The sequence below is a fragment of the Leclercia sp. 1548 genome, from assembly GCF_050435045.1.
Classification (GTDB): Bacteria; Pseudomonadota; Gammaproteobacteria; order Enterobacterales; family Enterobacteriaceae; genus Enterobacter; species Enterobacter adecarboxylatus.
On the sequence record NZ_JBNDJP010000004.1, the window covers coordinates 278,924 to 300,940 of the forward strand.

The 22,017-nt window shown below is 57.2% G+C and carries 20 protein-coding genes; 5 read left to right on the top strand and 15 right to left on the bottom strand.

Features of this window, described 5'->3' with window-relative positions; all coding sequences use genetic code 11:
* The 8 genes from ABIE02_RS13930 to rppH form a co-directional block, all read right to left on the bottom strand.
* Positions 1-324 (bottom strand): prepilin-type N-terminal cleavage/methylation domain-containing protein, encoded by a 324-nt coding sequence (locus ABIE02_RS13930; RefSeq protein WP_117386695.1) that lies wholly within the window; start codon positions 322-324, stop codon positions 1-3.
* Positions 309-713 (bottom strand): DUF2509 family protein, encoded by a 405-nt coding sequence (locus ABIE02_RS13935; RefSeq protein WP_059307270.1) that lies wholly within the window; start codon positions 711-713, stop codon positions 309-311. The genes ABIE02_RS13930 and ABIE02_RS13935 overlap by 16 nt, the downstream gene beginning before the upstream one ends.
* Positions 710-1,273, bottom strand: a complete 564-nt coding sequence (locus ABIE02_RS13940) for a prepilin peptidase-dependent protein (protein ID WP_336995082.1) — start codon at positions 1,271-1,273, stop codon at positions 710-712. Before ABIE02_RS13940 ends, ABIE02_RS13935 begins: the two co-directional genes overlap by 4 nt.
* Entirely contained in the window at positions 1,264-1,728 is a 465-nt protein-coding gene (locus ABIE02_RS13945; RefSeq protein ID WP_336995083.1) for a prepilin peptidase-dependent protein, read from the bottom strand. Before ABIE02_RS13945 ends, ABIE02_RS13940 begins: the two co-directional genes overlap by 10 nt.
* Before the next feature lie 183 nt (positions 1,729-1,911).
* Entirely contained in the window at positions 1,912-2,706 is a 795-nt protein-coding gene (gene thyA / locus ABIE02_RS13950) for a thymidylate synthase (RefSeq protein WP_336995084.1), read from the bottom strand.
* 6 nt (positions 2,707-2,712) lie between these two features.
* Complete coding sequence (gene lgt / locus ABIE02_RS13955) at positions 2,713-3,585, bottom strand: prolipoprotein diacylglyceryl transferase (protein WP_032613758.1); 873 nt, start codon at positions 3,583-3,585, stop codon at positions 2,713-2,715.
* A gap of 193 nt (positions 3,586-3,778) precedes the next feature.
* Entirely contained in the window at positions 3,779-6,025 is a 2,247-nt protein-coding gene (gene ptsP / locus ABIE02_RS13960) for a phosphoenolpyruvate--protein phosphotransferase (RefSeq protein WP_032613760.1), read from the bottom strand.
* Between the two features lie 12 nt (positions 6,026-6,037).
* Positions 6,038-6,568, bottom strand: a complete 531-nt coding sequence (rppH, locus tag ABIE02_RS13965) for an RNA pyrophosphohydrolase (RefSeq protein WP_032613763.1) — start codon at positions 6,566-6,568, stop codon at positions 6,038-6,040.
* 684 nt (positions 6,569-7,252) lie between these two features.
* Between rppH and mutH the strand changes: the two genes are divergently transcribed.
* The 3 genes from mutH (at position 7,253) to ABIE02_RS13980 (ending at position 9,590) form a co-directional block, all read left to right on the top strand.
* A complete protein-coding gene (mutH, locus tag ABIE02_RS13970) occupies positions 7,253-7,945 on the top strand; it encodes a DNA mismatch repair endonuclease MutH (protein ID WP_032613765.1) in 693 nt (230 codons plus the stop codon).
* Positions 7,946-8,074: 129 nt separating this feature from the next.
* Positions 8,075-8,293, top strand: a complete 219-nt coding sequence (gene ygdR / locus ABIE02_RS13975) for a lipoprotein YgdR (RefSeq protein WP_032613767.1) — start codon at positions 8,075-8,077, stop codon at positions 8,291-8,293.
* A 256-nt stretch (positions 8,294-8,549) separates the two neighbouring features.
* Positions 8,550-9,590: an NADP(H)-dependent aldo-keto reductase gene (locus ABIE02_RS13980; RefSeq protein WP_032613769.1), complete on the top strand. Its 1,041-nt coding sequence runs from the start codon at positions 8,550-8,552 to the stop codon at positions 9,588-9,590.
* Positions 9,591-10,316: 726 nt separating this feature from the next.
* On the opposite strand, the gene lplT is transcribed toward ABIE02_RS13980, so the two are convergent.
* Both lplT and aas read right to left on the bottom strand, forming a co-directional pair.
* Complete coding sequence (gene lplT, locus ABIE02_RS13985; RefSeq protein ID WP_040287807.1) at positions 10,317-11,510, bottom strand: lysophospholipid transporter LplT; 1,194 nt, start codon at positions 11,508-11,510, stop codon at positions 10,317-10,319.
* On the bottom strand, positions 11,503-13,662 hold the full coding sequence (gene aas, locus ABIE02_RS13990; RefSeq protein ID WP_336995085.1) for a bifunctional acyl-ACP--phospholipid O-acyltransferase/long-chain-fatty-acid--ACP ligase: 2,160 nt from the start codon (positions 13,660-13,662) through the stop codon (positions 11,503-11,505). The genes lplT and aas overlap by 8 nt, the downstream gene beginning before the upstream one ends.
* Before the next feature lie 621 nt (positions 13,663-14,283).
* On the opposite strand from aas, the gene galR reads away from it, so the two are divergent.
* Entirely contained in the window at positions 14,284-15,300 is a 1,017-nt protein-coding gene (galR, locus tag ABIE02_RS13995; protein ID WP_032613777.1) for an HTH-type transcriptional regulator GalR, read from the top strand.
* On the opposite strand, the gene ABIE02_RS14000 is transcribed toward galR, so the two are convergent.
* The 4 genes from ABIE02_RS14000 to ABIE02_RS14015 form a co-directional block, all read right to left on the bottom strand.
* On the bottom strand, positions 15,261-15,737 hold the full coding sequence (locus tag ABIE02_RS14000; protein WP_032613780.1) for a GNAT family N-acetyltransferase: 477 nt from the start codon (positions 15,735-15,737) through the stop codon (positions 15,261-15,263). The two genes, galR and ABIE02_RS14000, sit on opposite strands and share 40 nt — an antisense overlap.
* Positions 15,734-16,507: a GntR family transcriptional regulator gene (locus tag ABIE02_RS14005; RefSeq protein ID WP_204231389.1), complete on the bottom strand. Its 774-nt coding sequence runs from the start codon at positions 16,505-16,507 to the stop codon at positions 15,734-15,736. The genes ABIE02_RS14000 and ABIE02_RS14005 overlap by 4 nt, the downstream gene beginning before the upstream one ends.
* A gap of 90 nt (positions 16,508-16,597) precedes the next feature.
* A complete protein-coding gene (locus ABIE02_RS14010) occupies positions 16,598-18,025 on the bottom strand; it encodes a glycoside hydrolase family 1 protein (RefSeq protein WP_336995086.1) in 1,428 nt (475 codons plus the stop codon).
* Positions 18,022-19,359: a PTS sugar transporter subunit IIC gene (locus tag ABIE02_RS14015; protein WP_336995087.1), complete on the bottom strand. Its 1,338-nt coding sequence runs from the start codon at positions 19,357-19,359 to the stop codon at positions 18,022-18,024. Before ABIE02_RS14015 ends, ABIE02_RS14010 begins: the two co-directional genes overlap by 4 nt.
* Before the next feature lie 291 nt (positions 19,360-19,650).
* Here ABIE02_RS14015 and ABIE02_RS14020 point away from each other — a divergent pair, with 291 nt between their 5' ends.
* Entirely contained in the window at positions 19,651-20,688 is a 1,038-nt protein-coding gene (locus ABIE02_RS14020; RefSeq protein WP_336995088.1) for a LacI family DNA-binding transcriptional regulator, read from the top strand.
* On the opposite strand, the gene lysA is transcribed toward ABIE02_RS14020, so the two are convergent.
* Complete coding sequence (gene lysA / locus ABIE02_RS14025) at positions 20,658-21,920, bottom strand: diaminopimelate decarboxylase (protein WP_336995089.1); 1,263 nt, start codon at positions 21,918-21,920, stop codon at positions 20,658-20,660. The genes ABIE02_RS14020 and lysA overlap by 31 nt on opposite strands.
* Positions 21,921-22,017 lie beyond the last annotated feature (97 nt).

The window sequence follows — 22,017 nt, forward strand, 5'->3', positions numbered from 1 at the left end:
CTACTGGCTAACCGGGCAGTGCAGGCGCGTTATTTGACCCTGCCGACCCAATGGAGAAATAAGTGAGACCGAGATGCTGACACATCCGGCCGGTGTTGTCTGCACCCTGTTTACCTGCCAGCCCGAAGGCATCTCCCCGGCGGCCAGCTGTGACTGCGACCAGACATGACGCCAGAGCTGGCGATACTGCTCAAGGGCGACAAAGCGGCTGGCTAAAACACGATGGTAACCTGCCAGCCCGGTAACGACCATGACCATCAGCATCATGGCCAGCAAGACCTCGACGATGCTGAACCCTTTCTGTTTCGCTACGGTTGCTGACATAACGCCGTCTCCTTCAGGGGACAAAAATCGCTCCAGCCCTGCGGCGAGAAAGAGACTCCGTCATTCTTTACTTCGCCCAACCGCCACATCGTCACGCTGCCGCTGCTGGCAATAAGTAACGCGCGCCCTTCAAGGATGCGTAAGCAGACGCGCCACGGTTGCTGCGGATGCTGTCGGCATGTGGGCTCAGTCTGAGTTGGCCAGGAGAGCATTCTGCCCCACTCCAGCGCTGACTGGGCTATCGCCTGATGCTGTATCGCCTGATGTTCCGTACTGACGATTCGCGTCAGCGCAGCAAGCTGCTGGTTAAGCCCGGCCAGCATCAGGCTGCCGAGAATCAACAGCAGGAGCACCAGCGCCAGCGACGACATTCCCTGCTGACGGTTCACAGATTAAACCCGGTCACGGTGTGGCGCGCCTCGAACTGGCGCTGATGCTCTCCGTCGAGAGAAGCCGCCAGCGTCAGGCTCAGCTCCGGCGCAAAGCCCGCACGTGAAATCCGCTGCACCTGAAAACGCTGAACCCTGATCCTGTCAGGGTCGGTTATTCTCTCCCAACCCTTACCGCCGCACTGCGTCGCACCTCGCAAAGTTTCCAGTGCGCCGTCGCTCAGGCGAAAACCAGTCTGCTCTGCGGCGGCTGATGGCAAGGTTTCCCAGCGGCCATTACTGTTTTCGTCCCACTGAACAATGACGCATTCGCCCCGCTGACCAATCGTCAACGGCTGTCCCTCGCACTTGCCCGCGCAATATCCCGCCCGTTGCAGGTGTTTACCTATGCCGTTTATGCGCAGCCATAGCTCCTCTTCCAGCTCCTGCTGCTTCGTGAGCAGCACTACTGACCGCTGTAGCGCGGGCAAGAATCGCGCCGCACTCATCAGCAGTACGCTGCTTATCGCCATCGCGACCAGCACTTCGGTCAGTGAAAATCCCTGCTGCTTTAGCGGCATGCGAACTCTCCCTTTCCGTTGCACATACGGATACGCCCCCACGAGGATACGAGAATTAGCCACTCCCCGGCCTGGCTTTGCAGGCGTATGCGGCCAGCCCAGGCGGTATCCCGTAAACCGTAAAATCCCAGCCCAGGCGTTAACTCGGTGAGCTGAATGCCAGGCCACTGTGGCGTAATCACAAACGCATTGTCTGCCTGACAGGCCGGAATGCCAGTTTTTAACAGACACCACCGTTTGCCGTCCTGTTTCAGGGTCACGGTATTGTCCAGGTTATTTCGCCAGGCATCATTTCGCAGCACCACCAGATAATCACGCACCTGGCGCGCCGTCTGCCACAGCTGCTGTTGCTGCTGCCAGCGCCGCCAGCCATAGAGACCTGCCGCACTGAGCGTCAGGATCAGCGAGATGGCGATCAGCATTTCCATGAGGGTAAAGCCCTTTTCCTTTTTCATGGCAGCAGTGTGCCCGGAGGAAAAAAACGGTTCGAGCGGCAGAAAGGCAGATTACGAGGCGGTTTCAGCACTTTTAGCGGAATTGCAGCGCGTTGCAATCCTCACGGATGCAGCCTCGCAAAACCATCACGCGGGCATAAAAAAACCGGCGCGAAGAGCGCCGGTTATGTCACGATTGTGGCATCAGATTGCCACAGGCGCTTTGATACCCGGATGCGGGTCGTAACCTTCAATTTCGAAATCTTCGAAGCGATAGTCGAAAATGGAGTCCGGTTTACGTTTGATAACCAGCTTCGGCAGCGCACGCGGCTCACGGGTCAGCTGCAGGTGGGTCTGCTCCATATGGTTGCTGTACAGGTGGGTATCTCCACCGGTCCAGACAAAATCACCCACTTCCAGGTCACACTGCTGCGCCATCATATGCACCAGCAGTGCATAGCTGGCGATGTTGAACGGCAGTCCGAGGAACACATCGCAGGAGCGTTGGTAGAGCTGGCAAGAGAGCTTGCCATCCGCTACGTAGAACTGGAAAAACGCGTGGCACGGGGCCAGCGCCATCTTATCCAGCTCGCCCACGTTCCAGGCAGACACGATGATACGGCGCGAGTCTGGATCGTTTTTCAGCTGATTCATCACGGTGGTGATCTGGTCGATATGGCGGCCATCCGGCGTTGGCCAGGCGCGCCATTGCTTGCCATAGACCGGGCCAAGATCGCCGTTTTCATCCGCCCATTCGTCCCAGATGGAGACATTGTTCTCACGCAGATAGGCAATGTTGGTATCGCCCTGCAGGAACCAGAGCAGTTCATGAATGATGGAGCGTAAATGGCAGCGCTTGGTCGTGACCAGCGGAAAGCCTTCCTGCAGATTGAAGCGCATCTGGTGGCCAAAAATGGAGACCGTCCCGGTGCCGGTGCGATCGTTCTTTGGCTTGCCCTCATCGAGCACTTTTTGCATCAGTTCAAGATACTGTTTCATGATTCCTCAGGAGACCTGTTGCTGTGGACGACGGAACGCCCAGACCATCATTGCAATGCCCGCGATAATCATCGGAATGGAGAGGATCTGCCCCATGCTGATGTACTGAACCCACGTCCCGGTAAACTGCGCATCCGGCTGACGGAAGAACTCAACGATGATGCGGAACGCGCCATAACCGATCAGGAACAGGCCCGATACGGAGCCGGTCGGACGCGGCTTGCGAATAAACAGGTTCAGAATGATAAACAGCACCACACCTTCCAGCGCCATTTCATACAGCTGGGACATATGGCGCGGCAGAACGCCGTAGGTATCGAAAATGGACTGCCACTCCGGGTGCGATGGCAGCAGCGCCATATCTTCGGCACGCGACTGCGGGAAGAGCATGGTAAACGACACGCTCGGATCGACGCGGCCCCACAGTTCACCGTTGATGAAGTTACCGAGACGACCCGCACCCAGACCAAACGGGATTAATGGCGCAATAAAATCAGCCACCTGGAAGAAGCTGCGTTTGGTGCGTTTAGCGAAGATGACCATCACCAGGATGACACCAATCAGGCCACCGTGGAAGGACATGCCGCCATCCCAGACGCGGAACAGGTAGAGCGGATCGGCCAGGAAGACCGGGAAGTTATAGAACAGCACATAGCCGATACGTCCACCGAGGAAAACGCCGAGGAAACCGGCATACAGCAGGTTTTCCACTTCGTCTTTGGTCCAGCCACTGCCAGGGCGTTTGGCGCGACGGCCAGCCAGCCACATGGCAAAGACGAAACCGACCAGATACATCAGGCCGTACCAGTGAAGCGCGACGGGTCCAATTGAGAAAATGACCGGATCAAACTCCGGAAAATGCAGATAGCCACTGTTCATCTGTCACCACAAGATGTTGTTATTCCGCTGAAAGTGGACAGCGGTAGAGATGCGCGCAAAGGCGTACCCTGCGCTCCAAAGGTGCGAATCATAGCACAAGCGAGCGAGGAGGTTGCGCCCGAGATGTAAAAGATGTGTATAGAGACTTCGCGTAGTTTGTGTCCCTCCCCCGGGGAGGAGGGATACCCGGCGTTTAACGTCCGCCGCGGATCAGGCCACCCATACCGCGACGCTCCATAAAGGCCGCCACCTGATGACGTACTTCCGTCGCCAGCTGCGCTTCAAGGCTGCGTTTTGCCAGCAGCTGCGCCTCTTCAAAATCGATATGCCGCAGCAGATATTTCACACGGGCGACAGAGCGTCCGTTCATGGATAAGTGACGGAAACCGAGGCCGATCAGGATCGCGACACACATCGAGTCACCGGCCATCTCGCCGCACAAACGCAGATCGATGCCCTGCTCTTGTGCCTCGCGGGCGATCATCGCCAGCGCACGGAGCATCGCCGGATGCAGGCTATCGTAAATACTCGCCACCCGGGTGTTGTTACGATCCACCGCCAGCATGTACTGGGTCAGGTCGTTAGTGCCCACCGAGATGAAATCGACGCGGCTCGCCAGCTGCGGCAGCATAAAGACCATCGAGGGGACTTCGAGCATCACCCCAATCCGCGGTTTCGGAATTTCGTAGCCGATCATCTCTTCGACTTCGCGCCCGGCACGTTCAATAAGACGGCGGGCTTCGTCGATCTCGTCGATGCTGGTCACCATCGGCAACAAAATGCTGAGGTTACCGGTCGCGGCATTGGCGCGCAGCATGGCGCGCACCTGGATCAAGAAGATCTCCGGCTGATCGAGGGTAATGCGGATCCCGCGCCAGCCCAGGCAGGGGTTCTCTTCGCTGATCGGCATGTACGGCAGTTGCTTATCCGCACCGACATCCAGGGTGCGTAGCGTCACCGGTTTGTCGTTGAACATCTGCAACATGCCCTGATACTGCGCCACCTGCTCCTCTTCGGAGGGGAAGCCGCTTTGCAGCATAAACGGAATTTCTGTGCGGTAGAGGCCGATGCCATCAATACGGCTGCCGAGCTTCTCTTCATGCTCGGGGCTTAACCCGGCATTGAGCATGACTTTGATCCGCTCGCCGCTTTTCAGCGCGGCAGGCTGATTAACGTCATCTTCGGCAAGACGGCTCAGCTCGTTCTCTTCGCTGATGAGCTTTTGATATTCTTGCAACAACACCGGTTCAGGATCGACCAGCAGCTCGCCGCGATAGCCATCGACCACCAGCGTGCGACGATGCAGCGCCGATGGCTGAATATCGGCCCCCATTACGGTCGGGATCCCTAGCGCACGCACCATAATGGCGGCGTGAGAGTTAGCGGCGCCATCGCGCACCACGATCCCGGCCAGTCGGTCCTGCGGCAGCTCTGCGAGGGTGGTTGCCGAGAGCTCATCCGCCACCAGCACAAAGCGCGGCGGCCAGGTATTAGCGCCCTGAATGGTGTCATCCAGATGGAACAGCAGACGCTGGCCTAAGGTGCGCAGATCCCCGGCACGCTCTTTCAGATAGCCGTCAGTTAAGGAGGCGAACTGTTCGGCGAATTTTTCGATGATCTTTTTAACCGCCCACTCGGCGACCGCGCCGTTGTCGACCTCGTTAAACAGCTCCCGGCGCAGGCGGGCATCGGACAACAGGTGAGAGTAAAGATCGAAGATCGCCGCCGTCTCTTTCTGCGCCCCGGCAGCAAAACGCTTGCTGTAACGGCGAAACTCGTTCGCGGCCTCTTCCAGCGCGCCGGTGAGACGTTCGCGCTCAAGAGCGGTGTCCAGCGTCGAGGCTTCGTAAACCTGCTCCATTAACGGCAGCGTGGCGTCCATCCAGCCTTCTGCAATCGCAACACCCGGTGAGGCCGGTAAAGCGCGAATGCGCGTCTGCCGGTACTGACCAAACAGTGCCGTCAGCTGAGACTGGGAAAGAATGGCGGCCATTTGCGTGGCCAGCGTAACGAGGAACGACTCTTCGCTTTCATCATACTGGCGCAGCTCACGCTGCTGTACCACCAGCACGCCAAGTAGCTGACGGCGCTGGATAATCGGCACGCCGAGGAAGGCGCGGAAGCGCTCCTCTTTGACGGAGGGGATATATTTAAAGCTGGGGTGTTTCTGCGCATCGGCAAGGTTGATGGGTTCCGCCAGACGCCCGACCAGACCTACAACGCCTTCATCAAATGCCAGCGCAACGGTACGACCACGCGGTTTTTTTAATCCGCGCGTGGCCATAAGGTAGTAACACCTGCGGTCGTGATCGGCCAGATAGACCGAACACACCTCGGTTTCCATCGCAAGGCAGATATCCGTGACCAGAATATCCAGCGCCTCGTTGAGCCGTGGGGCACTGGCCACCTTCTCGACTATTTCGCGCAGGCGGGTGAGCATAATGTGCGTAGCTTAACCTCTTTTACGTCGCCAGGCAGGTGCGCTCTGCGGCTTAGGAGGGGCCTCCTGAAGCATCATCACGGCACTTGCGAACTCTTTCATCACCCTACGGTAAACGTCGCGCTTAAAGGACACGACCTGACGAACGGGATACCAGTAGCTGACCCAGCGCCAGCCATCAAATTCGGGCGTGCTGCTGGTTTGCATATTGATATCCGCATCGCTGCTCACCAATTGCAGAAGAAACCATTTCTGTTTCTGGCCGATACATACCGGCTTTGTGTCCCAACGCACCAAACGCTTCGGTAACTTGTAACGCAACCAGTTGCGGGTCGAAGCCAGAATGCGGACATCCTTGCGGCTTAAGCCAACTTCTTCGAACAGCTCCCGATACATCGCTTGCTCTGCTGACTCTCCTGGATTAATCCCACCTTGGGGAAATTGCCAGGAGTGCTGACCATATCGCCGGGCCCACATAACCTGACCCTGGCGATTACAAATTACGATACCTACATTCGGGCGGTAGCCATCGTCATCAATCACCGGACTACCCCAAACTAAACCTTATATATAAATGATTGTTTCACACTCCAGTGAGGCGGTAAACCACTCTCTTTCTGGCCTGGAGCCGAATAACATTTGAATAACTCACAATTATCATCAGAGTTATAAACAGATGACCGGTCAGAAGGGCAATTTTATTCACTTTTTCTGTGGATAGAGTTGTGAAGAAGTGTGGAATTACCGATGGACAACCCAGATCACTCTGAATATTGCAGATAAGACTGATTTTTACAAAGGACTATATTTCATAGAGTTAAACTGTGGATTACCTGAATTACAGGCCTTAGTGTGATGCAGGTCACTTTAAAGATCGTCGTACTGATGAAAGATCGAACAACGTCGGTTTTATCCACAGATTGTGCCAATAAGTTAGGCACATTTTGTCTGATTTTTCGATTTTCATCCCACGTCAAGGCTGTAAATGGAAACAGTAGTGGGGGTTATGCCCAGTTATCCCATTTTTCTGTGGATAACAGGGTGTAAGATCCTGTTTATTGTCAGTGACCAGATTTGAACAACTGGGATATATCTCGTACCTAAACGGGTTAGCAGTTGATAAAAATTCTGATAAATCATCCACCTGGCACAGGCAAAAAGAAAAAGTTAAACTCTGTTTGTGCAGTGGAAAACTGCTGTTCATTTTTTAACCAAAAGGCAATCACCATGCTTCCCCTCGCTCCACTGACCTCCCCCCCCGCAACGGAAGCGGCACTATTGCAACAAGCGCAGCGCCTGGCGGGATATTCGCTGGGAGAGCTCGCCGCTCTGGCCGGTCTGCCTGTTCCGCCCGATCTGAAGCGTGATAAAGGGTGGACGGGCGTTCTGCTGGAGCTGTGGCTGGGGGCCAGCGCGGGCAGCAAACCAGAACAGGATTTTGCCGCCCTGGGGGTGGAACTGAAGACTATCCCAATCGACAGCCTCGGTCGCCCACTGGAGACGACCTTTGTCTGCGTGGCACCCTTAACCAGCAATACCGGGATCACCTGGGAGAGCAGCCACGTGCGGCATAAGCTGAAGCGGGTGCTGTGGATCCCGGTAGAGGGGGATCGTGCGATCCCATTGGCGGCACGGCGCGTCGGCGCGCCTTTGATCTGGAGCCCGGATGAAGATGAAGATCGTCAGCTGCGGCTGGACTGGGAAGAGTTAATGGACATGATCGTGCTGGGTCAGGTTGAGCGTATCACCGCCCGTCACGGCGAAGTGCTCCAGCTGCGACCCAAAGCGGCAAACAGTAAAGCCCTCACCGAGGCCATCGGCGCGCGCGGCGAACCGATCCTGACGCTGCCCCGTGGCTTTTATTTGAAAAAGAACTTCACAGGTGCTCTGTTAGCCCGTCACTTTCTGCTGAACACGTGACTTTTTAGCCAGAATTATGTCTTTTATCACATAATTGCCCGTTTTTTCAGATTTCACCGCTTTGTTAAAACCTAAGCCCGAGTTATTACTACACTAAGATGTGATACGAGCCAGGTGGAGGTAATAAAAATGAAGAAATGGGCAGTAATAATCTCGGCTGTTGGTTTAGCGTTTGCCGTTTCAGGTTGTAGCAGCGATTACGTCATGGCGACGAAAGATGGCCGCATGATCCTGACCGACGGCAAACCCGAAGTCGACGATGATACCGGTCTGGTCAGCTACCGGGATCAGCAGGGTAATAATATGCAGATTAACCGCGACGACGTTTCACAGATTATTGAAAGATAGTCGTAAAGGTCAGCAGCTTGCTGGCCTTTTGATTTTTCTCTTCCCCTTTCGCTTCCCCTCTGCCATGTTTGTATACCCGTCATACTTCAGGTTACAGACGCGTTGGCTGCGCTTGCTCGCTCCAGTCACATAGTTATCTATGCTCCTGGGGATTCGCTCTCCTGCCGCCTTCCTGCAACTCGAATTTTGTAGGGTATGTTCTTTGTCGGGAAGTTCCTTCCTGATGCGCTTAACATGTCAAATAAGGAAGCCGGCTATGCATTATCACCGTATCCCCCATAGCGCTCTTGAGATAAGCCAACTGGGGTTGGGCACGATGACATTTGGTGAACAAAATAGCGAAGCCGATGCCCATGCCCAACTCGATTACGCCGTCAGCCAGGGCATTAACCTGATTGATGTCGCAGAGATGTACCCGGTGCCACCCCGCCCGGAAACCCAGGGCTTAACCGAAACTTATGTCGGCAACTGGCTGGCAAAACGCGGCAACCGCGAAAAGCTGATTGTCGCCTCCAAAGTCAGCGGCCCGTCGCGCAATAATGACAGCGGCATTCGCCCGAATCAGATGCTCGATCGGAAAAACATCCGCGCCGCGCTGGATGCCAGCCTGACGCGTTTACAGACCGATTATCTCGACCTTTATCAGGTCCACTGGCCTCAGCGCCCGACCAACTGCTTCGGCAAGCTTGGATATAGCTGGAGCGATAGCGCGCCGGTCGTCACCCTGCTGGAAACGCTGGAAGCCTTAACCGAATGCCAGCGCGCGGGGAAAATCCGCTACATCGGCGTCTCTAACGAAACGGCCTTCGGCGTCATGCGCTATCTGCACCTGGCGGATAAGCACGACCTGCCGCGCATCGTGACCATTCAAAACCCGTACAGCCTGGTGAACCGCAGCTATGAAGTGGGTCTGGCGGAAGTGAGCCAGTATGAAGGCGTTGAACTGCTGGCCTACTCTTGCCTGGCCTTCGGGACGCTGACCGGTAAGTATCTCAACGGTGCCAAACCGGCGGGAGCACGTAATACGCTGTTTAGCCGCTTTACCCGTTACAGCGGTGAGCAGACGCAGAAAGCGGTGGCAGCCTACGTCGATATCGCTAAACGTCACGGGCTGGATCCGGCGCAGATGGCACTGGCCTTTGTGCGCCGTCAGCCGTTTGTTGCCAGCACCCTGCTGGGCGCGACCACCCTGGAGCAGCTGAAAACGAACATTGAAAGCTTCCATCTGGATCTGAGCGAAGAGGTGTTAGCGGAGATTGAAGCGGTGCATCAGGTGTATACCTACCCGGCGCCGTAATAAAAGCAAAAAGGCAACCTGAGTTGTAATGCCAGTCAGTTAAGCCCGGCGGATTGTTCCGTTCACCTCATGTTCAGCAGAACATGGCATTACACAACCCGTGAACGTGACAAGGGGGGCCGCCGGGTCCCCCTTGTCAATCCCCGCGGCCCCGCAATGAAACCGGTGCTCCGCACTGCGCTCACCTCCCGACCGGCTGCCTGCGGTCGGCTCAACTCGACATCCTGTCTCGATTCGCCTCTGGCCACCATCCCTGGCGTCCAGTCCTTGTCATCCGGTCTCCGGTTCGCCGGTTTCAGCGGGGACTCAACACCCGAGCCCCTTTCAGACGAATGCGAAGCGTGAGGGAGCGTGAATCCGGCTGAAAATCGACGAAGCGTTTCCGTAAGGCCGGGAGGGCATAGCCTGCAGGGATGCAGGCTGGTGCCCGACCCGAAAGCCTGAAGGAATAAGCTGAGTGCACCGCGAAGCGGCGATTTTCCTGGCCGGGAGCCGGGGTAGCCAGGAGGGGGAGGCGGCGAGCCCCCTGGCACGTTCACCGCAGCGGAGGGGGCATAAAGCAGAGGTGCTTTAGTGAACGGAACCTGTCCACTTCAGTCACTTATAAATACCGAATCGTTTAACTGACTGGCATTACAACCTGAGTTGCCTTATTTAATATTTGCGCCCTCTCTCAAGGAGAATGGTTCAGGATGAGGGCATCAGACCGGACAGCCCGGCGCGGTATTAACGCCGACGCTGCCACACCCACAGCGCCGCAATCGCCAGCGCAAACAGGCCACCAAATCCAACGCCAATGCCCACCACCGGCACCCCCACCTTCACGGCCAGCGAGTAAAGCCCGAGCATCAGCAGCATGGCGGCGTTTTCACCGAGGTTTTGCACCGCAATGGCATTGCCTGCGCCAACGGTATGTTTCCCGCGCTCCTGCAGCAGCGCATTGAGCGGTACCACGAAGAAGCCCCCGCAGATCCCCATCAGGAACAGCAGCGCATAGGCCGGTAACAGCGCATGTTGCAGGGCGAAGATCAGCACCACCACGCCAATCAGGATCCCGGCAGGCATACAGCGGGCCACCGTTTGCAGCGTCACCAGCTTCGCCGCGGCACCCGCGCCGAGAACGATCCCCACCGCTACCATTGCGTTGAGATAGGTTGGCGTGGCGTTATCGGTAATGCCCAGCGCTGTGGGCACCCACAGCACCAGCAGGAAGCGCAGCGTGACCCCTGCGCCCCAGAACATGCTGGTCCCCATCAGCGAGAAGCGGGTTTCACCGTTTTGCCACAGTACGCGGCAGGCGTTAAAGAAGCTGGCGGTCATCGGCGTAAAACGCCAGGACTGCCCCGGACGCGCCGCCGGCAGTTTCGGGATGAAGACGTTGGCGATCACCGCCCCGCCATACACCACGGCACAAACGCCCAGCGCCGCCAGCACATGCCAGTCTGCCAGCACCCCACCCGCCATGGAACCCAACAGGATCGCCGCAATGGTTGACGCTTCCATCAGCCCGTTAGCTTTGACCAGCTTATCCCCGGTCGTCAGCTCGCCGAGGATGCCGTATTTAGCCGGTGAGTAGGCTGCCGCCCCAATCCCTACCAGCGTATAGCCAATAAACGGGTTCACGCCAAAACAGATGCTGGCAGCACCCAGCAGTTTCAGGCTATTGGCGAACATCATCACTCGCCCTTTCGCGAAGCTATCCGCGACCTGACCCACAAAGGGGGCGAAAACGATGTAAGCGCCCACAAACACCATCTGCAGGATCGGTTGACTCCAGTCCGGGTAAAACTGGGATTTGAGCAGCGCCAAGGTGGCAAACAGCAGTGCGTTATCGCCAAAGGCAGAGAGGAACTGGGCGGCGGTGACCGCCATCATTCCTTTCGACCAGATTGAGGTGTTAGTGTGTACTGACTCACTCATTATGCGGCTCCGCCTGGTCAACCATGCCTTTGAGGGTGACAAAATCCGGCTTGCCGCTGCCCAGCACCGGAAGCTGTTTTAAGTAGCGAATATCGCGCGGTACCGCCAGCTCAGGAATGCCATGCTCTCGCGCCTTCTGAAGCAACTGCTCGCGCTTCAGCTCGCTATCGGTGGTAAAGAGCACCAGCGCCTCGCCTTTACTGGCATCGGTTTTCACTGCAGTGGCGTGCATTTTGTCCGCCGAAACGGCCAGCGCCAGCTGTTCAACCATCTCCAGCGACACCATTTCCCCGGCGATTTTGGCAAAGCGTTTTGCGCGGCCCTGGATCTGCACATAGCCCTGCTCGTCAAAGCGTACGATATCGCCGGTGTCGTACCAGCCGGTTTCGACCTCGCCGTTGATATTTTCTGCCGTTGGCGCTTCCAGCACGCCCGGGTTTTCTACCCGCAGGTAGCCGTTCATGACGTTCGGCCCTTTCAGCTGCAGGCGTCCGCCCTCTTCAATGCCCGGAACGGCGAGCAGACGCGCGTCCATCCCCGGTAGAATGCGCCCGACGGTGCCGGGCTTCGCCGCCATCGGCACGTTAATAGAGACCACCGGCGCGCACTCGGTCACGCCGTAGCCTTCCAGGATGCGCAGGCCAAACTTGTCCTGCCACAGCTGGCGGGTGCTCTCCTGTAATTTCTCCGCCCCGGCCACCACGTAACGCACGCGGTGAAAATCATACGGATTGGCGAAACGGGCGTAGTTGCCGAGGAAGGTCGAGGTGCCAAAGATCACCGTACAGTTACGGTCATAGGTCAGCTCAGGCACAATGCGATAGTGCAGCGGGCTAGGATAGAGGAACACTTCGGCACCGGTAAGCAGCGGCGTGAACAGCCCCACCGTCAGTCCAAAGGAGTGGAACAGCGGCAGCGCCGACATAAAGCGATCCCGGGCGGTGAAGTCAGCGATAGTTTTAATCTGCTCGACGTTGGCCAGCAGGCTTTTATGGCTGTGGACCACCCCTTTCGGGTTCCCCTCCGAGCCGGAGGTAAAGAGGATCACGGCGGCATCTTCCGGCTGCTGTTTCACCTGCGCCAGGTACGGCATCAGCAGGTGAGCAAAAATCCAAAGCTTATCGCCCGCGGTGACCTCTGCTTTCAGATCTTCGAGGAAGACCCAGCGCACCTGGGTGAGCTGCTCAGGCAGATGCCAGAGTTTGCCTTTATCGAGAAACGTGCGTGAGGTAAACACAGTATTGATTTGCGCGGCGGTGAAGGCGCTGCTCAGTCCTTTCACCCCTGCGGTGTAGTTCAGCATCGCCGGAATACGCCCGCGGGAGACGGCACCAAAGATCACCGCGGCGCTGATCCCGGCATTCGGCAGCAGCAGGCCGATCTTTTCCCCTTGCTTGCTGTATTTTTCAAGGATACGGCCAACAAACAGGGTTTTGGTCAGCAGCTTGTGATAGCTGTCAGGAGCAAAATTGATATCGTCGATGCAGTGTTTCTTTGCGCCATAGCGGTACATCGCCGACAACAACGACTCGTACAGGGTTTCGCGAGGGCGCACCGCCATCCGGGCTTCCATCATGACCTGATGCAGCATCTCCCCGGCGATTTTACGTCGATCGCGGGCGCGAGGTGCATCGGGCATCGGCAAAGTGGTCGGCGGCAGCAGATGCAGGGTAATGCGGGGGAACAAGCGCTGTTTCACCAGCCCTTTCAGACGGCTGAAAAAGGTCAGCTCCGCGCCTTCAATGCGCACCGGCACCACGGTGGCACCGGATTTCGCCGCCACAAAACCCGCGCCGTCATAGATTTTCATCAGCGAGCCGGTGATAGAGATGCGCCCTTCCGGGAAGATCACCACCGGACGCCCCTGCTCAATCAGACGCACCAGGTTTTTGATCATCATCGGTTTGGTCGGGTCGAGCGGAACAAAATCAATCAGTGATGTCAGCCAGCGCATGTACCACTGCTTGCTGACAGAGGTATAGACCGCGAACACCGGCCGCACGGGTAAAAACAGCGCCAGCAGAATGCCGTCAATAAAGGAGACATGATTGGGGGTGATAAGAACGCGCCCGGCGTGCAATGCCTGGGTGTCGCCCGTCAGACGGACACGAAAAAGAATACGGAACAGCGTGCGGAAGAACCCAAATAACATCTCAACTCCCTTTGCCTTTCAATTTGTCGGGTTACGGTAAATTGTGGCAGATTACACGAGAAGTGCAGCAGGAGCGACAGCCGGATAGAGACAAAAAAAAACCTGCGCATCTGCGCAGGTTGGTGCAAGAGATGAGTACGCAGTACGTACTAAGAATTCTCACCAATCAATACCTCTGGGATCTTGATTGTGGCGTCTGGCACCCGACTTCTCCAGTGCTAAAAAGCAAGCGAATGAGCCGAAGTGCAACCAGGTGTGAATTTTATCTGCGGCTGTTACATGTTGAACAACAAGCAAAAAAAACCTGCGTAAGAACGCAGGCTGGTGTAAAGCTTGGCAGTTAACCGCGGGTTAACGTCACCTATCAATACCTCTGGGATCTCAAATGTAGCAATGGCGACTCTTTCCCTGCCAGCAGACAATCGCAACAGCCTGAGGCAAAGTGTAACCAAAGATTCAAATTCACCCGCCTTTGTCACGCTTCGCTGTGTAACGATTACACAATTTCCGCAGCCCTGTATCACCTTTGTGAAATGCCTCACCGCCCTGCGCTTGAATACACCTGACTTTTCCGCAACACTAATTAGTGTGTAAACGCTTACCCCAATGAGAAGGTAGAGAATGGCGACAATTAAGGATGTGGCCCGACTGGCGGGTGTTTCTGTTGCCACGGTTTCACGCGTCATCAACAATTCACCCAAAGCCAGCGAAACCTCCCGTCAGGCGGTGCTGGCTGCGATGGAATCACTGAACTATCACCCTAATGCCAACGCCCGGGCACTGGCCCAGCAGTCTACCGATACCGTCGGGCTGGTGGTGGGCGATGTGTCAGATCCCTTTTTCGGCGCGATGGTGAAAGCCGTGGAGCAGGTCGCCTACCACACCGGCAATTTTCTGCTGATCGGCAATGGTTACCACAACGAACAGAAAGAGCGTCAGGCGATTGAGCAGTTGATTCGTCACCGCTGCGCGGCGCTGGTGGTGCATGCGAAGAAGCTGCCGGATGATGAGCTCGTCCATCTGATGAAGCAGATCCCCGGCATGGTCATTGTGAACCGCATTATTCCCGGCTATGAACAGCGCTGCGTGGCTCTGGACGATCGCTATGGCGCCTGGCTTGCCACTCGCCACTTGATCCAGCAGGGTCATACCCGCATCGGCTACCTCTGCTCTAACCACCCCATCTCTGATGCCGAAGACCGACTACAGGGTTATTACGATGCGCTGCGCGAAAACGACCTGCCCTGCAACGATCGTCTGGTCACCTATGGCGAACCCGATGAGCGCGGCGGCGAGCAGGCCATGACGGAGTTGCTGGGACGCGGGCGTAACTTTACGGCGATTGCCTGCTATAACGACTCAATGGCGGCCGGGGCGATGGGCGTATTAAACGATAACGGGATTGACGTGCCGGGGGATATTTCGCTAATCGGCTTCGATGACATTCTTATCTCCCGCTATGTTCGCCCGCGGCTGACCACGGTGCGCTACCCGATTGTCACAATGGCGACCCAGGCGGCGGAGCTGGCGCTGTCACTGGCGGATAAACGCCAGCCGCCGGAGATCACCCACGTGTTCAGCCCGACGCTGGTGCGCCGTCACTCGGTCACGCCGCCGGCAGAGTCCACCAGCGAATAGCGGTACAGGTGCACGGTTTTGTCCGGGTACTCCAGGCCGTCACCGATGTAGTGCCAGCCGTAGCGTTCATAGAAATCGCGGCAGGCTGACCAGAGATGCAGCTCGCGATGCCCGTTCTCTGCGGCATACCTCTGCACATGATGCTGTAATTTGCCCGCCAGCCCCTGCCCGCGCGCCGCTTCATCCACATAGAGCGCCGCCAGCCAGGGGTAGAGATCCTGGCGGGTGATCAGATCGCAGCGCCATAACCCCACCGTGCCAAGTAACTGCTCGCCCTCGGTGGCAATAAAGGTGAGCGGCAGCGCGCCCGGAGTCTGACTGTAGGTCACGACGCTGGCGAAAAAATCGCGCGACAGGCCGTCGCCAAAGGCCTGCCACAGCCAGTCGATCACCTGCTCTGCATGCTGCGGGGCGGCGTACAGCGGTTGGATCTTCACACCAGTTTCCCCTGGAAAAGGGGCACCGACTCAAACAGATAACCGTCAAAGTCCGGGGCGTCTTCATCGGAGAACTCCAGCAGGCTCTTTTTGACATTTTCCAGATGCTGGAACATGGCCTGCCAGGCTCCCATTACGTCGCGGCGGCGGAGGGCGGCGAGAATAGTTTGTCTGTCGCCCAGCCACTTCAGGCGATATGCCCGGCTGGCAATATGGACGTTGAACTGCTGCCACAGCGGACTGCTGTCCATGTGGTGCCAGACGCTTTCAACCGTCGCCAGCAGCATCTGATTCTGCGTGGCGGCTGCCAGCACCAGATGAAACATCTTGCTGTTGTCCTGGCTGTTGTCATTGGCGGCGATCGCCCGCTGCTCCTGCTCGATGATGCGACGCAGGTTGTCGATATCGGCGCGGGTTGCCATTTTGGCAGCAAAAGCGGCGATGTTGCTTTCGAGAAGCTGGCGCGCCTGTAAGATTTCAAACGGGCCAACGTCGCTTTTTAACAGACGCTCTTCCTCGTTTTCATGCTCGTCGGGGATGCGCATCACGTAGACGCCGGACCCCTGACGGATATCCACGGTGCCCTGCAGCTCCAGCATCAGCAGCGCTTCCCGCACGATGGTGCGGCTGACGCCGTAGGTTTCCGCAATATTGCGCTCCGGCGGCAGACGCGAGCCTACGGGATAGTGCCCCTGGATGATCTGGGCGCGTAAATCTTCGCCAATCTCCTGGTACTGCTTCTTTTCCGCCGGGACGACAGCCTTATCCACGTTATCACCTGTACTGTGAGTTAATGCGCGGGCCGGGCATCCTCCCGGCCAGTTTGCGCACTATGTTACCAGAAGCGTCGCGATCTGCGGCTACTTCCATTCGTCATCAATGGTCAGAGTTAGCACACGCTCATCACGCAGTTGCCGGAACCAGCTGGCCGACTTTTTGGGGTGTCGGGCGCGGTTATCCGCCAGATCGATCTCAATCAGGCCGTAGCGGTTTTTAAAGGCGTTCATTGGCGAGACGTTATCGGTGAAGGCCCACAGCATGAAGCCGTGGCAGTTTGCCCCCTCCTCCCGCGCCAGCAGCGTGTAATAGAGATGCTCGCTGATGAAGTTAATGCGGTAGCTGTCCTCAATGATCCCGTCGCGGTTGCGGTACTGGCCTTCGTTTTCCACTCCCATCCCGCTTTCGGCGACAAACCAGTCGATGTTGCGGTAGTCGTTTTTGATCCGCATCGCCATGTCGTAAATAATCCGCGGGGCGATCTCCCAGCCACGGGAGGGGTTCATCCGCCGCCCCGGCAGTTCAAAGGGGTCGTAGTACCAGGCCGGATGGAAAGGTGTGTCAGGATGCCATGCCCGGGACGGGGCCTTAACCCGATGCGGGTAATAGAGGTTGATCCCCAGCTCATCGACGGTGTTGTCCGCTATCAGCGCCAGCTCTTCGGCGCTGTATTCCCACTGCACCTGATGTTTCTCCAGCAGGGTAAACAGTTCTTGCGGGTAGTGGCCGTGTACCAGTGGATCGAGGAATACCCGGTTGTAGAACAGGTCGTAGATCTCAGCGGCCTTCACGTCATGGGCCGCGCGCGACCGCGGATAGGTCACCTCCGGGTTAAGAATACAGCCCACGCTGCCGCGATAACCTTTTTCGCGGAACAGCTTCACCACCTTCGCCGTCGCCAGCACCTTATGGTGATTCCACTGCATCCAGGTGCTGGTGTTCTGTTCATACGGCCAGCGCAGCGCGTCGAGATAGACCCGGGTCTGGACCACAATCGGCTCGTTGAAGCTGAACCAGCGCTTCACCTGATGGTGATAGCGGGCAAACACTTTTTCGGCATAGCGCACGAACAGTTCCACCACATGCTTTGACGCCCAGCCGCCGTAGGTTTCCAGCAAGACGCCCGGCAGCTCGTAGTGCTCAAGGCAGATCATCGGCTCAATGCCCTGGCGGTGCATCTCCGCAAACAGCGCGTCGTAATAGGCGGCGTACTCCTCATCCACGGTGGCGTTTTCGTAATCGGTAAGAAAACGCGACCAGTTGATCGAGGTGCGGTAGTGGGTCAGGCCGGCCTGCTTCATCAGCGCCACGTCTTCACGGAACCGGTTGATGAAATCGGTCGCGACCGCCGGGCCGTAGCCGTTATGCCACACCTGACGATCGTTTTTGTACCAGAGATCGATCCACGAATCCTGCCCGGCTTTCTTGCCGCTCCAGCCCTCGGTTTGCCAGGCGGAGGCCGCCGCCCCAAGGATAAAATCCTCGGGGATAGTCATCTGTTTTATGCTCATGCGTTATTTGTCGCCTCCTTGTTGGCGGCCTGAATCGCAGCCTGCTCAGCGCGGCGTGAAGCAATTTTCACAAACGGCAGGTAGATCAGGACGGCAGTAATGATGCAGATACCCTGCGTGACCACCGCACCCATCGAACCGGCGGTGGAGAGCCAGGCGTTGATCAGCGGCGGTGTGGTCCAGGGCACCATCACCACGGCTTTACCGGCAAAACCGGTGACGGTGGCGAAGTAACCGATGGAGCCGGTCACCAGCGGGGTGATGATGAATGGGATCGCCAGAATCGGGTTGAGCATGATTGGCATACCGAAGATCACCGGCTCATTGATGTTAAAGATCCCCGGGCCGATGGAGAGCTTGGCGATCTCCTTCATCTCTTTGCGTTTGGTACCGATCATCACGGCGATCAGCAGGCCGATGGTCAGGCCCGAGCCGCCGATGCTCATGTAAACATCCCAGAACGGCATGGTGATGATGTTCGGGATCTCTTTGCCCTGCTCAAAGGCGCTCATGTTGACGGTGATCGCCCCCAGCAGCAGCGGCTCGCGGATCGGTTTGATCATCTGGTTACCGTGGATACCAATCACCCAGAACAACTGAGCGACGAACATCAGCAGCAGGATCCCCGGCAGGCTTTGTACCACCCGCTCCAGCGGCTGCTGCACCACCTGGTAGACCGCATCGTACAGGTACATGCCGGTCACCTGATGGAACACAAAACCAAAGGTGGCGATGAGGGTAGTAGTAATGATCGCCGGGATCAGCGCCGAAAACGAGGCCGACACGTTCGGCGGCACGGTGTCAGGCATTCTGATTTTCAGCCCCGGGCGTCCCTCCAGCCAGCAGTAAATCTCCACCGACAGGATGGCGATAAACATGCCGAGGAACAGGCTGCGGGTATCGGAGAACTGGCGCAGCAGCACATCTTTTACGATGTGTATTTCGCCATCGACCATCATCTCAACGGTGGTGGGGGTGACGCAGATAAAGCAGATCACCGCCAGCAGCCCCGGGAACAGGGACTTAATGCCGTTGATGCGCCCCAGCTCGATGCCGATTAAGAACACGGCTCCGATATTAAGGAAGTTCAGCGTGGCGTAGTTCAGGGCGCTGGTGATCGGTTTTAGCGTGGCAAGAAACGAGAGCGACTGAAAGCTGGCTAAGCCGTTTTTCGGATCCAGCACCATGTTGGAGATCAGCACCGAAAACGCGCCCACGATGATGACCGGCATTAAGGTGATGAAGGCGGACTTTATCGCCATGATGTAGCGATAACTGTTGAACTTAGTGGCGAAACTGCCCAGAGAGTTGATCAGTTTTTCCTGTAATGCCATGGGGTAATACCTCAGTAAAAGGGCCTTTATTGGGATAAGGTGTACAGCCGGCTTCTATTGGCATACCAAAAATAGCTTCCAGTCACGATTTGTTCTGTGATTAAGCTCCCAACGCGGGAAGAGGTATCCCAGAGAGTAATTTATAATCACTTTGGTATGCCACTTTTACGTTGTCCGCGACTCGTTACCAGAAAGCGTGATCCTGATGGGGGTTTTGCCCCTCCCGCCCGGCTTATGCCCCTGAACGTCTGTGATAAACTTGCGAGCATAACGTGGAAGCAGGAAGAACAAATGGCAACAATGCTGGATGTCTCACTGCGCGCGGGCGTGTCGAAAGCCACGGTGTCGCGCGTACTGAACGGCACAGGTCAGGTCAAAGAGAGTACCCGTCAGCAGGTGTTTAACGCGATGGAAGAGCTGGGCTATCGCCCCAATTTTCTGGCGCGATCGCTGGCGAACCGGACCAGCAACAGCATTGGTCTGGTGGTCTCGACCTTTGACGGTTTTTACTTTGGCCGCCTGCTGCAGCAGGCCTCGCGTCAGACCGAAACGCACGGCAAACAGTTGATTGTCACCGACGGTCACGATACCCCGGAGCGGGAAGAGGAAGCGGTGCAGATGCTGGCCGATCGCCAGTGCGATGCCATCGTGCTTTATACCCGCTACATGAGCGAAAAAGCGATCATGAAGCTCATCAACAGCGTGCAGATGCCGCTTATCGCGATCAACCGCGACGTCAGCCAGGCCCGGGAACGCTGCGTGTTCTTCGAGCAGCAGTCGGCGGCCTTCAGTGCCGTGGAGTACCTGATAAGCCAGGGGCACCGGGAGATCGCCTGTATGACGGTGCCGATCCACACCCCCACCGGCAAGGCGCGACTGGCCGGCTATCGCAAGGCGCTGGAAAAGCACGGCATTCCCTGGGATGAGAGCCGGGTAAAATATGGCGATTCGGGGATGACCCGCGGCTATGAGCTGTGTCAGGAGTTACTGAACGACAAGGTGCCGTTCAGCGCCCTGTTTACCTGTAATGATGATATGGCTCTGGGAGCCTCGAAGGCGCTGCACCAGGCCGGGCTGCGCATTCCGCAGGACGTGTCGTTATTCGGGTTTGATGACGCGCCCTGCGCGAAGTGGCTGGAACCGGCGCTGTCTACCGTCTATCTGCCGATCGACAACATGATCACCACCGCTATCGATCAGGCGATCCGGCTGACCAAGAACGAGCCGATCGAAGCGATCCCGCCGTTTACCGGCACGCTGGTACTGCGCGATTCGGTGGCGACGGGACCCTGGTTCGATCAGAACAGTTCGAGCGCGAGCAGTTCCTGAATGGTCTGGCGACGGCGGATCAGCCGCGCCTCGCCCTTATCAAACAGCACTTCCGGCAGCAGCGGACGGCTGTTGTAGTTTGAGGACATCGACGCACCGTACGCGCCGGTATCGTGCAGCACCAGATAATCCCCCGGCACCACCTGCGGCAGTGCGCGGGTTTCCACTTTCCCGCCCTCCTGCTGGGTAAAGACATCCCCGGATTCGCACAGCGGCCCGGCCACCACCGTCTCCACCACCGGTGCCTGGGTTAAATCCCGGCCGTCCGCCGCCAGGGCGGTAATGTGGTGATAGCTGCCGTACATGGACGGACGCATCAGATCGTTAAAGCCCGCGTCGATCAGCACGAAGTGACGGCTCCCCATCGCTTTCACGCTGCGCACCTGGGCCACCAGCACACCTGATTCCGCCACCAGGAAACGCCCCGGCTCGATCTCCAGCTTCACAGGGTGACCCAGATGGGCGGCAATTTTGTCTCGCGCGCCGTTCCATAAACCGAAGTAGTGATCGGTATCGATCGCCTCTTCCCCTTCGCGATACGGAATGGATAACCCACCGCCCGCGGAGATCGCCTCCAGATCCTGACCAAACTCAATCACCTGGCGCACCATCGCGCCGCACACCTGCTCAAGGTGACCGTAATCCACGCCGGAGCCAATGTGCATGTGGATACCCACCAGCTTCAGGTTATAACGCTGCAATACTTCCAGTGCCGCGGGCAGATCGCTGTACCAGATACCGTGTTTGCTGTTTTCGCCGCCGGTGTTGGTCTTCTGGCTATGACCGTGACCAAAGCCCGGATTGACGCGCAGCCAGACGCGATGGCCCGGCGATACCTGCCCCAGTTGCTCCAGCATATCCACCGAACCGGCGTTGACCGGGATCTGCAGCTCATGCACCCGGGCAAGGGTGGCGCTGTCGATCAGATCGGCGGTAAAGACGATGGAATCCTGGTCGGCCTGCGGATCGTAGCCTGCCGCCAGCGCACGCTCGATTTCACCGAGCGACACGGAGTCGACCCTGACGCCCTGCTCACGCATCAGGCGCAGAATGTGGATGTTGGAGCAGGCTTTCTGGGCAAAGCGCACCATGTCAAACTGATGCAGTGCCGCAATTTTGTCGCGGATAATCTGCGCGTCATAGACCCAGACCGGGCAGCCAAACTCCGCAGGCAGGCGCAGCAAATTGTTGGCGTTCAGATCGGTATCGGTGTTGTTCAGCGGGCGTGGCATGGTGCTCTCCGGGAAATCAATTTTTTATGATTACGCCACAGCCCGAAGAGAATAAAAAATATCGTTTTATCGGCAGTCTATGCAAAAATGATATGGA